Here is a 13555-nt window from a genome sequence, read left to right on the forward strand (position 1 = left end):
AGGCTTCGTGCGCGTGTAGCCAGGCGGCAGCGAGAAGCGGCACATCTTCAAGACCGTCTCGCGGCTCAGCCCGAATACCCGGGCCGCCTCACGACCGCTGTTGCCCTCGACAAAGACGAAATGCCGGACGGCGGCGTAGACTTCCACGGCAAACATTCCCGGCCAACCCCCAAAGGGATCAACCTAGCCACTGGACGGTTTTTACTCCGCCCGCACCGACATCACGCCGGCGCTCCGTGGCCTCCTTTGTCACCGCCACGCACACGCATAGAAGTCCTTGCAATGCACTTCTCCTCCTCGAGCGCGGTCGCCCCGCCGGGGATGCACCAGTAGCGAGCCTGTCTTTAAAAGCCCCATCGCGCGCTGTCTTTTTTCTATCCCATTCTCCCAGACCCCGAGTCTAGTCGAGGAACTTGTCATCGCCCGAGGCATTGCGACCATGGGCGATGGAGGAAGTGACCAGACATGTGGTGGACGGTGATGAAGCAGGCTGCGAGCGATTGGTCCAGCCACAAGGATGCACGGCAAGGAGCCGCCCTCGCCTATTATTCGATTTTTTCACTGGGCCCAATAATCGTAATCGCCGTCGCCGTGGCTGGCCTTCTCTTCGGCCACGATGTTGCCACTGCGCAGGTTATGTCGTCGATCAAGGATATGCTCGGTGACAACGGAGCGAAAGCAGTTGAAGCGATGTTGGCAGGCGCTAACCGACCTGCGGCAGGGATCGTGGCTAGCATCCTGGGTATAGGAGCGCTTCTCTTTGCGGCTATTGGCGTGGTGGTGCAACTGAAAGACGCTCTCAACGTGGTCTGGGAAGTCGAGCAGTCAAAGGGATCCGGACTCTGGCACTTCGCCCGCAATTACGTGCTGTCATTTGCGGCCGTTTTGAGCCTAGGATTCTTGCTGCTGGTTTCGCTCCTGGTCAGCGCAGGCTTGGCTGCGGCAGGCAAGCACGCCTCTGCGTATCTGCCGGAAGGCTTGCTGCACATCGTTACAATGCTGGTGTCATTCGTGGTCGCAATGGTATTATTCGCGATGATGTTCAAGTGGCTGCCCGACGTCTCCGTAGGCTGGCGCGATGTTTGGCCGGGAGCGTTTCTCACCGCAGGTTTTTTTGAAATCGGCAAGGCGGGGATTGGTTTCTACATCGGCAAGCAGGGACTGGAATCAACGTACGGGGCAGCCGCATCGATAGTGGCCGTCCTGATCTGGGTCTACTACACGTCGCAGATCATCTTGATGGGCGCCGAAGTTACTCACAGTTATGCCAAGCAGAATGGCTCTGCAACGGAAGTATGAGGCCCGTGTTTCCGAATGCAGGCCCCCCACCGCTTCTCGTGAACTAGACTTCGCCTATCGATCGCTCCAGGATTTCGCCGGATTGCAGTGACCCCCTTGAAAAGCTCCCGGCCGCGTGACCGACTGATCGGACGCCTCACAAAAATGCTTCTGCACAAATTCTTGTCGCAGCAAATCGCATCCGCATTTAGCTACGGGAAAACCTACCTCTTTTGGTTCGACTGCGAAACATCTACAGGAATCTGGGCCGCGAGATCGCGCGCCGCCCGTAGATGTTCAAGAACGGTCGGCAGAGTTTCCGCTGCAAACCGTTGCAGGTCGGCATCTTCACCCTGCCCAATCTCCCAGGCCAAAAGCTGCGCGGTCTTCTGATGTTCGACCGTTTGGTACGCGAGATAAGCGCGATCAAATTGGTGGCCATTAAGCTTATTTAAATCGGCTCGAGCTTTACCGTGTTCAGCATCGATGTTTGTCGGCAACGCGATGTTGCTCTTTTGCGCAATCGATTTGAGCTTAACGTTGGCCTTCTCATGCTCGTCCACCATACGCTCTGCGAACCGCTTCACCCCGGGATCTACCGCTTTACTTGCGACAAGCTTGCCGAGATCTACCTCAGCAAGACCTCCCACTGCAGCAATCTGGGCGAACAGCTGGTCCCGATAATTGCTTTGATTGGGTGAGGGCACACCTGCTTTTTCGGTTTGGGTATTTGGGGACCATCCTGCCGAATTGCCAATCTGGGCGCAGGCGGGCCAGGGCAGAAGGACCAACGCCGTGGCGATCAACACTTTTCGCATAGTCTCCTCCTGATTTGCGATCCTCAAAGGGTGAGGAGGTAAGCCACAAGCGCATCTTTGTCTTGCTGATTCAGTTTGGTACCCAGAACCAGGTTGAAGAACTCCACCGTGTCAGCAAGCGTGGGAAGACGGCCATCATGAAGATAGGGCGGAGAGTCCTTGATGCCGCGCAGGGTGAAAGTTTTGATTGGCCCGTCCGGAATGGCCACCATATCGTTCGACGTTTGGCCCACTTTATAGAAGCGTTCGAGCTGAAGGTCGTGCATGTTGTTGTCCGTGAAGGACATCGTGGGAATGTGGCATTCGGCACACCGTCCCTTCCCCATAAACACTTGCTCGCCTCGCAGTTCCTGTTCGGTGGCCTTCTTGGGGTCTAGCCTTCCAAACGGATCGAGTTTAGGCGCCGGCGGAAAATCGATGATGTTTTGCATCTGCGCCATCATCGCAACTTGATTTGGGCGGTCCGGCAGATGCACACCTTTGCGGGTAGCGCTGACGTGATCGCCGTTGAAATAGGCGGTGCGCTGCTCGAACTCAGTAAAATCCTCCACGGAACGGAGCGACCGCTTTGAGCCGTGGATCTGTTGGTTGAACAGGCCGCGCAAACTCGTAGTATCGAGACGGAATCGTTCAGCCTGAGGACGTACGTCTGGCGTCAAATGAAAAGCCGCGTTGGTATGGAAGTTCGAGTGACAATCAAGGCATGCAACGCCAAGGCTTGGTTGCGCCACCTTGCGATCTTCAGTTTGATTAAATTCTTCTTGCGGAAACGGCGTAAGGAGGAGCCTAAGACCTTCCATCTGGACTGGGGTGATGATGCCGTTCAGGTACTCGTAGAAATTCTTGATAGTCAAAAGATCGCCGCGTGAGACGTCGCCCAATTCTGGGTGCGTCGTAAGATAGATCGGTGGTGGAAACTCTGGAGTGAGATGGTCGGGCAGATCGAACTCCACATCGAAGCGTCGAAGATCACGTTGCTCGTCGTTAGCGATCTTGCGAATCTCGTTCTCAGGAAAGACCTGACCGCCGGTCGCCTGCTTAACATGCGGCAGCGGCACGAATCCTTTTGGCAATAAGTCGCGATCCCTGATCTCGTGCGGCTCTTTCGCAGCAAGGCTATCCCACGTTTCGCCACTGGTCAGCTTAACCCGTACGCCTCCCTGAACCGGCTTGCGGCCGCCCGACATCATGACGCCAGAGAGGGGCCCATCAGCAAGATCGTACCGCTGCTCCAGCAAAGCGCGCTGGCGCTCCTTCACGGCCGGCTTCTGGGCCTCATCGTTTTGCTTGACGGCGGAGAACGGAAGCGTCGGCAGAGGCCGATAGGTTGTATCGGGCGGAAGCGGATCTGCGACAGCGGGGAAAGCCAGGACGGCGAGCAGTGCGGTCGATATCAATCCAGTTCCAGCTCTCAGCGACATTGACCGTTTTCCTTCTTACGAACGCGTCAACCGTTCCAACAGATGAGAGAGGAGTTAGTTGCATGTGATCCATCTCAATAGGAACGTTAGAGCTAGTCGCGAATTGGAGGTCGCTGGGTGACAATTGTTCCCCTCTCCTTCTCCTATTCCTATTACTGTAAGCCCTCTAGGGCTTGCGAAGAGGACCAGACAATGACCGCCAAAGCCGAGGAAGACCTAATGGCGTGGCCTTCGCAACGCACATGCTATGGAAGAACAAGCCGTGACTATGTTGGAGGCATTAGCCGGGCGAACCGGCGATTATCCGGAAGTTAAGACGCGCATCGAACGGCACCTAGGGGAGACGCAGAGACAGGCTGAAGCGCTGGAGGAATGCATCAAACGCCGCGGCGGCGACACGTCTACTTTGAAGGACATGGCAGGCAAGATCATCGCTTTCGGGCAAGGCATGAGCGGCATGTTTGTCGACGATGAAATCGTCAAAGGCGCCATGGCGAGCTACACATTCGAGCATATGGAGATTGCGGCCTATCGGGTTCTCATTGCGGCGGCTGAGGCCGTTGGCGACGCACAGACGAAATCTACGTGTGAACGAATCTTGAAGGAAGAACTCTCAATGGCGTCCGATCTGGAAGCTAGCTTGCCGGACTTGACGCGCAAATATCTAAGTCGGCAAGGATCCTGACATCTCAAGCATGGCCGCAATCCAGTCGCCTGCCTTCTGCCCTTAGATTCTAAGGAAGACCACGATGCCTACGAAAGACTTGAACGCGCTGTTTCTCGATACATTGAAAGACGTCTATTACGCTGAAAAGCAAATCTATAAGTCTTTGCCAAAAATGGCCAAAGCTGCAGCATCTGACAAGCTGCGAGCTGCGTTTGAAAAGCACCACGATGAAACCGAAGGACAGATCGAGCGCCTTGAACAGGTGTTTGAGCTTCTCGGCAAACCCGCGCGCGGCAAAAAATGCGATGCGATCGAGGGCATCTTGGACGAAGGCAAAGAAATTATGGAGGAGTATGAGGGCGAGCCGGCTCAAGATGCAGGTCTTTTGGCGGCAGCTCAGGCGGTCGAGCACTATGAAATTTCCCGTTATGGCACGTTGAAAAGCTGGGCTATCAAACTGGGGATGAAAGACGCTGCCAAGTTGCTTGATCAGACGCTTGCGGAAGAGAAGAAAACCGATGACACCTTAACAAAGATTGCCGACACCGTCGTAAATGCTGAAGGACAGACTTAAAATCAGCCGACGTCATTTAAAAAGGATGGCAGGGAGCTGTTAGCGAACCTCGGGCTTAGCCCGAGCGAAATATCATGGCGCTCGCCACGAGCGCCATGACCGGCGCGCCGGTCGACCCCAACGTGGTCTCGAGCATCGTGCAGTTGATCGTCGAGGCGTTCGTCGCCTTCGTGCTGGCGCGCGGGAGCTACACGCTGTTTTGGAAAGCGTAAATCGGGGAACGCCGGGCCAGCTCTCGGCTTGAGATGTGCCGCCTTTTTCGAACCTGAAGAGCGGCAGAAGCGGCGGGGCTCCGGGGCCGCTTTCTTATGACAAAGGCCCCGTCGGGGCCTTTGCATTGCGCGCCTATTTTCATCACCTGCTCAAATTTTCCGGGACACGAGGCGCCCGATTCTGCACGCGCCCGGGGCTCGTGCCTCGATCCGTCAGCCGCTGCTTCGCGTCATAGGATTCTCCGCGCCTTCTTTCGTCGTTACGGTATCGACGTTGTCGTAATAGGAATCGAGCTCCGCGCGCTTCGCGGTCCAGTCGAAGAGCTCGGAGCCGGAGCTGCCGAACGCGCTCTTCGGATAGCCCTTCAGCCGGTTGCCGCTGATGTCGCTGCGGTAGCCGTCGAGCTTGGAGTCGTGCCTGAGCAGCCTCCAGGGAACCGGGTAATGGTCGGCGCCCATGCCGAGGATTCCGCCGATGCTCAGCACGGCATAGGCCGGCTCGCCGGTGGACTTGTCGACCATGACGCATTCGATCGCGCCCACCTTTTCTTGTCCTCGGCGCCGTACACGGCCTTCCCGTTGTACTTGTCGCTCGACACCAGGGTGCCGGAAGAACGAGCGCTGTCGGGAGCGGGCGGCGGGTTGTTATCGACCATAAGAGATCTCCTTTTGGGTGGCATGCGGAACCCAACCCGCAAGTCAGCCCGCCGTTCCAAGTCCGCTGCACATAGCGCCGGCGCGCGTCGTCCGGCTGCAGACGTCGCCCTTTCGGAGCGCGGCTTAGGAACGCGCCGGCATGAACCGGCTTATACGACAGGCTGCGGCTTCTTCCACCGCGGCCGGCACGGTCCCGCGGATACCTTCGCTAGGGGCATGCGGGGCTGTGCGCTCCGGTCCGTGCGAGCTCGAAGGTGAACACCTAGGAGAAGAGCGATGGAAAGATGGAAGACGGGCGCATCGTCGAGACCGCGAGGGAAGCCCGGGGAGCCGAGCGCGGCCCCACGGTGCGCAACGTGCTGGTGGCCGGGACCACGCTCGTGATAGCCGCATTCGTGATCATCTACATCGTGTATTTCGGCGCTTAACGGTACGACCTCCTCAAGAAGATCCGGCAGGCGGAGTGCGCCGCGAACATCGAGGCGTGGGTCAACTCTCCCGGGCTCCACCCGCCGAAATAGCCTACCGGAAAGCGCGGCGCGCAGCCGCGGGCACGTCGGCGCTTACTTCCCGCCGCCCCTGCAGACACGGCGTCGTTTCAAGCAGACTACATCGCTTCAGGACCGCCTCTGGCCTTCGCCGTCGTGTTCATCCTCTATTTTGCGAGCGGAGGCTGAGCCCGCACGCGCAAGCGGTGACCCCTCTGATAGCCTTTCGCGGATTTTTGACTCTAAGCCTCGATCGAGGGCGCATATTCATCTGACGCAATGTGTTGGAAGCTCTACTTGACGCTTACGCTGTGCTGTGTCCCTTCCGCTGTGATCGTGGGCAGTCGAGGAACGCTCCTTCCCCGGTCGTAGTCGGCCGCTTTCATGATGGTGCGCCGCCCGCCGATGGCGATGGCGGCCGCTTCAGGATGGGCTGCAGCGCTACGATGGTTCGCCCGATGCTCTTCTCCTTGACCCCACTCATAAAATCGGAACAGGTTCGCTGCTCCTTTCCGTGAGAGGAAGGCGTGAGCGCGAGCGGGCGTTCTCATCGCTGCCCTGCCCGCTTTGTTTGCCTTGTCCGCCCTGATTCTGGTTCTGTTGAGCCATCTCATATTCCTGTCTTGCGCTACCGACGGCACTATCGCCATCGCCTGGGCAATGGGATCGGCGGGCCAGCGTTCCTAATCTATGGATTACTTTTTGGCCGCTGCTGCGGAGGCTCGGACCTATCCGTCGCCCCGGAGTGATGAATAACAGCAGTATGACGACGTGCCCCGACGCGGCATAAAGGTACTATACTTATGGCAGGCCCGCAGCCACCGAGGAGCGCATCGACGGCCCGAACCAACACCGAGGAAATAACCGAGGCGAGACTGGCGACTTAGAGGCGCTACTCGTCTATAGCACAAGCTCGGGCGCACGACTTCATGGCTCCCATGCGCGAAGCGGCTTAGACGGGCTTTTGGCTTCTAAATTGCGCGCAATGAGCAAGGTGAGCGATACCTGCTCTTCGTTCGCCTCGTGGCGCTAACTCCACTGTGGCCTTCAGCGACTACGGGAAGTGTCGCTTTTCTCGTCCGCTGGCGGTCACGAGCGCAGCGCTGATGGACGCGCACAGAACGTCGTAAGCAAGATCAATGAATCCCCAGCACTTCTTCATCGGAGGGGACGCCGCAACACAAGTCATCAAAGCTGAACGATTTGCTGAGCGCGAATGATGATTTCCTCTTGGCGCAGCTCGGCTTCAAGCCTTTTCCGCAAAGCGCGCCAGAATTCAGTAGCAAGACGCTCCGTCATCACCTCGACCACCGCGATATTGTCGCGCTCGGTCGCGCTGCCGTCTCGCCACAGTCCCTGACCAGGAGCCCGGAGGAAACTCGTCACGCCACCGAACTTGCGCATCAGTTCTTTTAGAAGTTTTTCAAACCACTACTGCGAAATCGGCTCGCCGCTTCCGGTCTCCTTAGGCAGAAGAATCTGCACGAGATGGGAGGCGCTCATGATAACAACCCCGCCCGAGCGCGGCCGGGCCAGCTGTTCAGAACGGTCTCGGTCGTGACGCATTCGACCTGCTCTCCAAAGCGGTTCATATAGACATCCATCATCGCGTCATGGGTTTCGTCGGCGGAGCTGCAAAGCGCATCCGTCACGAGGATGGCGCGGAAGCCCCAGTCGATCGCGCCCAGCATGGTCGCGAGCACGCAGACATCGGTCTCGCCCCCGGTGATAATGATGGTGTCAACTCCCGCCCCGCGCAACTGCTGGTGCAGGTCGGTCCCGGTCCACGGCGAGTAAACATGCTTGTCAAAAATTCGGGCTGGTGGAACGAATTCCGCGAGTTCTGGGACAAGCCCGATCATTTCCGGCCCGAGCTGGTCGATGGTCATCGATCCCCAGCGCTCGTAGTAACGCCGCCACATCCCGACGCCGTGGCCCGGTTTTGCGGCCGGGATGAAGCGCGTAAAAATGGTTCTCTCAGGATGAGCGGACGCGATGGCAACGACATTGGGCCGCACGCGCGGCAGCCAAGGCGTTTTCCATTCGGTGCTTTCTGCGAACATTCTTTGCATGTCGACGCAGATGTGGACGGCGTTCTCGCCGGGCGCTCCGTAGCGGAGCTGTTCGCTTTTAGACATGGCTCAATCCCTGAAAGCCAGCTCCAACGGAGTCCTTTCAGGTTGGCTCCTGTTTTTTGAGAAGGGTTGCGGCTGCAACCCTGCTAGCCCGGCGGCAATGAGCGGGGAAAGGCGGTCAAAGGTGCGAAACGCACCGAGCTCAAGCGAGCCTGCCCTTGACGGCCGAGGGGCGCAGCCCGGCTTGTGCGCGATGGATCGTTACCTCGAGCCGAGATGAAGACTCGGGCACATGACCGGCAGGATGCGCTAGAGCCCGGTTGACAGCGAAGCTGGCGGCGCGCCGCGGCTGAAGGAACCGCCAGGCTTTCCACCGTATTGGATATGTTCAAACAACCTAAGGGAGGCGAACTTGAAGAAAACAACAAAAGGCCGGGCCAAGGCTACCAGGCGTGAATTGATCGCACCGCGGGGTGACAAACGCTACATCCGGCGCGATGCGGAGGGCCGCATCGAAGAAAGTGACGATGTGAGCCGGTCTCTCTCACAGGATCGCCAGCGCAAAGCCAAAACACCCGCCAAGGCGGGACAGGGTGACCGCGGCGACCGCAAGCCCGTCAAAGCCAGCGCCGCGAAGGCCAAGACCGCGACTAAGATGCGGACGCCGAAGAAAGCGAAAAAGACGAAGGCGCGCAAATAGCTCGAAGCTGCTCGGTCAGCTTCCCGCAACATCCTAAAAAGGAGTGCCGCTTGGCCCGCGTTTCGATCCTGCCAAAGCAACTGCAGCCGATGCTCGCAACGCTGACGGACGGTCCGTTCGACGACAAAGGCTGGATCTTCGAAGATAAGTACGACGGCTTCCGGATGGTTGCCAAGATTGCACCCGGCAAGGTTGCGCTCTACAGCCGCAACGGCAAAATCATCAGCCATAGCTACATTGAAGTCGCCAAAGCGCTGGAAGGCGTGAAAGGCGACGCCGTCATCGACGGCGAACTCGTGGCTCTTGACGACGAGGGCGTCTCACATTTCCAGCTCTTGCAAAATGCCCTCCGGCGGGAGGCTAAGCTGCGCTACTTTGCATTCGACCTCATGTTTCAGGATGGTGACGACCTGCGCGGATTACCGCTGACCGAACGAAAGAAGCGCCTCAAATCCATTCTGCCAAAACACAAGCTGATCGGCTTCAGCCGCGACCGAAAGACATTTGGGACGAGGTTTTTGAAGAAGCGGAGCGCAAAGGCCTCGAAGGCATCATGGCGAAGCGCGCTGACAGCAAATATCAGTCGGGCGCACGGACGGACAACTGGCTCAAGATCAAGACCTCGAAACGTCAGGAGGTTGTTATCGCAGGCTTCACGGCTCCGAGAAAAACGAGGCCGTTCTTCGGCGCGCTGACGCTCGCGCTTCGGGACGGCGACAACTGGCGCTATATCGGCCATGTCGGAACAGGTTTTGGTCATGACACGCTTAAAGATCTGCACGGGAAGCTCATCAAGTTGAAGACCGCGAAGTCGCCCTTCGGCAAAAAAGTAAAAGATGAAGCCGTCACGACGTGGGTCAAGCCGCAGCTTGTAGCGGAGGTAAAATTCACCGAGTGGACCAGCTCCGGCGAAATGCGCCATCCCGTTTATCTCGGCCTTCGGGACGATAAGCAGGCGATCGACGTTGTACGCGAGCGGGAGCGACCGCACAGCTGACGTCATTTCATTTTCCGCTTCAGAACGCTGAGCCGCCCGTCCCCTTCAAGCGTCGCCAGCCTGATATCCGCGTAGTCTTCGACTTCGTGTTCTCGGAGCTGCGCTTTCAGCTCATCCTCCGTAATCATCTCTTTTCGCAGATTTTGGGAAATCAGGCGTCCGTCGCGAATAAGGGTTAGGCTCGGAGGACTAAGGTATGGCCGCGTCCGCGGAAAACGCCAGGATAACCAGTCGAGCAGATATTCCCAGGCGACGATCGTGAGGACAAGCGTGAGGCCTTCCGTGACCGAACCATAATCCTTTCCAAGGCCGTTCTGCGCCGCATCCGCGATCAGGACGATGACAAGAAGATCAGCAGGTCCGAAATGACCCGCCTGACGCCGCGCCATGACGCGCAGGATGATAAACAGCCCGAGATACATAAGGCTGGCGCGAACGATCACTTCCGCGAGCCCTATTGCCGGAATAAAGACGGAATTCCAGTCAACCGATAAACCCATGTGACGGCCCTCTCAGAATATCTTCAGCGCGTGGGATCGGAGTTCAGTCGAGACTTACGGCGTCCTTCAGTCGATCGAGAAATACCGCTTGGCCCTTCAGAATGCGCAAAAGAGCTTCGTCGATGCTAAACCAAGCGGCGCGGTCGAGCTCAGGAAAGCTCTGCAGCTCGCCCGAACGTAGCGGCCATTCCATTTCGAAGAGATTGCTTTTGAGCTCATCTGGATTCCACTCACCCTCGGCCGCCCATACATGCACCGTTTTGCCCCCAGGCTGTTGGGCCTTGCCAAGAGGGATATGATCATCACCCCCTCGGTGGCCTGTCTCCTCTTCGAACTCCCGCCGTGCGGCGTCGAGGAGGTCTTCGTTTGACGCAACCAGACCCTTTGGAATGGTCCATGCGCCATGATCTTTCTTTTTCCAGAAAGGCCCGCCCGGATGCCCGAGCAGCACTTCAATACGTTTTCCTTTGCGCCTGAATAAAAGAATGCCGGCACTGATCTTTCTTGAAGAGGCGGCGCGGGCGTTCATTGCCGCACAGGTGCTTCCTGCGCCGGCGCATGACGGCCCGTTCGCCTGCGCGCCAGCCCACGTTTGCGTTTCGAAAGATGCGCGATTAGCTTTGGAAGCGTCATCGCGTTCAGGACGCGATCAGCGGGCACTCCTCCTTTTCGCGCCATCTCCACGCCCCAGTGCATATGGTCAAGCTCAGGAATAGAATGCGCGTCGGGATTGATGCTGAAGATGCAGCCGAGCTCTAAGGCCTTCTCGTGCCATCGCCAGTCAAGATCGAGCCGCCAGGGATGCGCGTTGATTTCGACGGCGACGCCATACTTCGTGCAGGCTCTCAATATCTTCTCGACGTCGATCTCGTATCCAGGGCGGCGCTGGAGCTGGCGGCCGGTCATATGCCCTATAATCGTCGTGTGAGGATTTTGGACCGCACGGATTATTCTATCCGTCTGCTCCTTCTTCGTCATTTTGAAGCGGCTATGCACGCTCGCCACAACGAAGTCGAATTTTTCAAGAATGCTGTCCGGATAATCGAGCGAACCATCCGCGAGAATATCCGCTTCAATGCCTTTTAGGATGCGGAACTGATTGCCATAGCGTTTATTGAGGCGGTCCGCTTCCTCGTGCTGCGCAGCGATCTCATCCAACGATAGCCCACCTGCATAGTGCGCGGACTCCGAGTGATCCGCGACGCCAAAATAACCGAAGCCACGCTTTCGCGTGGTCTCGGCCATCGTCTCAAGCGTTTCGGTGCCGTCTGATGATGTGGTGTGACAATGCAGAATGCCTCGCAGGTTCGAATCCTGAACGAGCTCAGGCAGCTTGTGCTTCGCTGCCCGGTTGATCTCATCTCGCCCTTCGCGAAGTTCTGGCTCGATAAACTGAAGGCCCAGCGCCTCGTAGATATCCGCTTCGCTCGCGGACGCGACCAGCTTTGTGCCGCGATAAAGCCCGTCAGATTTGAGCTCGAATCCCTCTTTGCTTGCAAGTTCGCCCAGCCGCTCGATATGCGCAGCGGAGCCGGTCGCATTCAAAAGCCTCGCGCCAAAATGCTTCTTGTCGCTGACGATAATCCTGAAGCCGGAACTTTCCTCTTCTGGTACGGCGCTCTTTCCCTGCGCCACGAGCGCAAGGTTGGAAACGAGTTCGCAGCCTCTGCGAAAATCCCCGGCGATCTCGACGCGCAAGTATTCAGGATGGTCACGCTTTACGGCCGCAAGGGCATGTTCGAGGAGAGACGCGGCCTTGTGAAGATGCAACTGGGTCTCCCCGCTGCACGTGATGGCAAGGTTTTGAAGGATTTTGGTCTGCAGTGAAGCGCCAAGCCCTTTGACCGGGCGGATACGGTCTTGTTTTGCAGCAGCTTCGAGCTCGGCGAGCGAGCTTACGCCCAGCGTCTGGTAAAGCTTCATTATCTTGTCAGGTCGAAGGCCTGGAACGGCGAAGAGCTCAAGCACTCCCGCGGGCACTTCTTTGCGCAATTTTTCAAGGCTCGGGTGCGAGCCGGTCGCATGGAGCTTTGTCACGATGTCGGCAATGGACTTGCCGATGCCACGGATGTCGGTGAGCGTTCCCGCTGCAATGATGCGAGCAAGCGGCTGAGAGAGCGCGGTGAGACTGTCTGCTGCGCGGAGATAGGCCCGGGTGCCGTAGGGATTGGCACCACGCAGCGCGCTTCTGTGCGCATACTCGCGGAGAAGATTGGCTACGGTCTGTGAGTTATTTCCGGGCATGGCTGTCAGATCAAACGGACAGGCAGACAAGCGGTTCCCGGGTGTTCAGATCACTTCGACTGCCGCGCCCGGCGCCTGACCGAGGCGGAGGAGGACGTCGCCGAAAAAACGCTGGCGCACCCCTATGCGGTGATGCTGCCGCAATCCAACACTGAGCGCCTTCTTGAGACGCATCTGAAGCTGTTAGCCGTTCAAGTGGAGGCCCAAATCGAACTGACCCAGTTCGAGGCCTGCCATCGTGTTTCTGCTGATCACCGTCACGCTGCTGTTGTCGGATCTCTAAGTCCAGCCCCGAATACGCGATACGCCGAGCCGGACCCGCGCGTCCAGCCGCAGGAACGATTCACCTGAGGGGGTTCGCTTTCCAACAACCATTGTCAATCGGCTCGCAAATTTGATTTTGCATGCCGAATGACAGGTTTGGAGAGAAACGGCCACAGAGAAAGAATTTGCCACGAAGGGCAATTCAGCGCGGCCGAAACGCGCCGGAGAAGCTTTTGTCCAAATGGGCTGGCGGAGGCAGAGCACCTGGAAACAAACCTTCTCTTCGTGACCAGGATGCCCTCAATAATCGTCTGGAGGCGGAGCGAGGTCACTAAGTAACGGAAGATCCGAAACGAACGTTTGCAGCCGCTTGACATTACCGCTGGTCTCGAATCGCCAAATGCGACCGGATCAATCGTCGTCCGGGTCCGGCGCGCATATTTCCAATAGCTCAACGGCCTCCTCGGCATCGGTCCGCGTCTTGAAGACGTCGACGATGATCGTCTTATCGGTAGGCTCCTGTTCCTCGATGGTGCACTCATTCGAATCGGGATTGTGCACCACGTAGTGGATGGAATCTAACACTTGGTGCCCGCGTCTGACGGCTCGGATAATTTTGTTGGGATCGGCAGTCCATGTGAAGGGCTTCGGTTCGGCGTT

Annotated in this window: 13 protein-coding genes and 4 pseudogenes; 7 read left to right on the plus strand and 10 right to left on the minus strand. The window is 57.8% G+C overall.

Going from position 1 to position 13555, the window contains the following annotated elements; translation table 11 throughout:
• Nucleotides 1-156, minus strand: a pseudogene (locus GGQ85_RS19555) (IS21 family transposase); the annotation flags it as partial.
• Between the two features lie 309 nt (nt 157-465).
• Here GGQ85_RS19555 and GGQ85_RS19560 point away from each other — a divergent pair.
• Complete coding sequence (locus tag GGQ85_RS19560) at nt 466-1299, plus strand: YihY/virulence factor BrkB family protein (RefSeq protein ID WP_309775923.1); 834 nt, start codon at nt 466-468, stop codon at nt 1297-1299.
• 203 nt (nt 1300-1502) lie between these two features.
• On the opposite strand, the gene GGQ85_RS19565 is transcribed toward GGQ85_RS19560, so the two are convergent.
• Nucleotides 1503-2096 (minus strand): DUF4142 domain-containing protein, encoded by a 594-nt coding sequence (locus tag GGQ85_RS19565; protein WP_309775924.1) that lies wholly within the window; start codon nt 2094-2096, stop codon nt 1503-1505.
• Between the two features lie 23 nt (nt 2097-2119).
• On the minus strand, nt 2120-3517 hold the full coding sequence (locus tag GGQ85_RS19570) for a cytochrome B6 (protein ID WP_309775925.1): 1398 nt from the start codon (nt 3515-3517) through the stop codon (nt 2120-2122).
• Between the two features lie 192 nt (nt 3518-3709).
• Here GGQ85_RS19570 and GGQ85_RS19575 point away from each other — a divergent pair.
• The 3 genes and pseudogenes from GGQ85_RS19575 to GGQ85_RS19585 all read left to right on the plus strand — a co-directional run bounded on the left by GGQ85_RS19575 (nt 3710) and on the right by GGQ85_RS19585 (nt 4970).
• Nucleotides 3710-4202 (plus strand): annotated as a pseudogene (locus GGQ85_RS19575) (ferritin-like domain-containing protein).
• Nucleotides 4203-4266: 64 nt separating this feature from the next.
• On the plus strand, nt 4267-4758 hold the full coding sequence (locus tag GGQ85_RS19580; protein ID WP_309775926.1) for a YciE/YciF ferroxidase family protein: 492 nt from the start codon (nt 4267-4269) through the stop codon (nt 4756-4758).
• Between the two features lie 74 nt (nt 4759-4832).
• Nucleotides 4833-4970 (plus strand): hypothetical protein, encoded by a 138-nt coding sequence (locus tag GGQ85_RS19585; RefSeq protein ID WP_309775927.1) that lies wholly within the window; start codon nt 4833-4835, stop codon nt 4968-4970.
• A gap of 213 nt (nt 4971-5183) precedes the next feature.
• Here GGQ85_RS19585 and GGQ85_RS19590 read toward each other — a convergent pair.
• A pseudogene (locus tag GGQ85_RS19590) lies at nt 5184-5626 on the minus strand (PRC-barrel domain-containing protein).
• Between the two features lie 285 nt (nt 5627-5911).
• Between GGQ85_RS19590 and GGQ85_RS19595 the strand changes: the two are divergent.
• A complete protein-coding gene (locus GGQ85_RS19595) occupies nt 5912-6055 on the plus strand; it encodes a hypothetical protein (protein ID WP_309775928.1) in 144 nt (47 codons plus the stop codon).
• A gap of 1248 nt (nt 6056-7303) precedes the next feature.
• On the opposite strand, the gene GGQ85_RS19600 is transcribed toward GGQ85_RS19595, so the two are convergent.
• A complete protein-coding gene (locus GGQ85_RS19600; protein ID WP_309775929.1) occupies nt 7304-7519 on the minus strand; it encodes a hypothetical protein in 216 nt (71 codons plus the stop codon).
• Nucleotides 7520-7614: 95 nt separating this feature from the next.
• Nucleotides 7615-8253: a cysteine hydrolase family protein gene (locus GGQ85_RS19605; protein ID WP_309775930.1), complete on the minus strand. Its 639-nt coding sequence runs from the start codon at nt 8251-8253 to the stop codon at nt 7615-7617.
• Between the two features lie 349 nt (nt 8254-8602).
• On the opposite strand from GGQ85_RS19605, the gene GGQ85_RS19610 reads away from it, so the two are divergent.
• Complete coding sequence (locus tag GGQ85_RS19610; protein ID WP_374708932.1) at nt 8603-8890, plus strand: hypothetical protein; 288 nt, start codon at nt 8603-8605, stop codon at nt 8888-8890.
• A 50-nt stretch (nt 8891-8940) separates the two neighbouring features.
• A pseudogene (gene ligD, locus GGQ85_RS19615) lies at nt 8941-9887 on the plus strand (non-homologous end-joining DNA ligase).
• 2 nt (nt 9888-9889) lie between these two features.
• On the opposite strand, the gene GGQ85_RS19620 reads toward ligD, so the two are convergent.
• From GGQ85_RS19620 to GGQ85_RS19635, 4 genes are all read right to left on the minus strand, one after another.
• Nucleotides 9890-10387, minus strand: a complete 498-nt coding sequence (locus tag GGQ85_RS19620) for a DUF421 domain-containing protein (protein WP_309775931.1) — start codon at nt 10385-10387, stop codon at nt 9890-9892.
• Nucleotides 10388-10430: 43 nt separating this feature from the next.
• Complete coding sequence (locus GGQ85_RS19625) at nt 10431-10916, minus strand: NUDIX hydrolase (RefSeq protein ID WP_309775932.1); 486 nt, start codon at nt 10914-10916, stop codon at nt 10431-10433.
• A complete protein-coding gene (locus tag GGQ85_RS19630) occupies nt 10913-12631 on the minus strand; it encodes a PHP domain-containing protein (protein WP_309775933.1) in 1719 nt (572 codons plus the stop codon). Before GGQ85_RS19630 ends, GGQ85_RS19625 begins: the two co-directional genes overlap by 4 nt.
• 675 nt (nt 12632-13306) lie before the next feature.
• Nucleotides 13307-13555: hypothetical protein (locus tag GGQ85_RS19635; protein WP_309775934.1), on the minus strand; the 249-nt coding region annotated here is incomplete at its 5' end.

Source organism: Nitrobacter vulgaris, from assembly GCF_031453995.1.
Classification (GTDB): Bacteria; Pseudomonadota; Alphaproteobacteria; order Rhizobiales; family Xanthobacteraceae; genus Nitrobacter; species Nitrobacter vulgaris.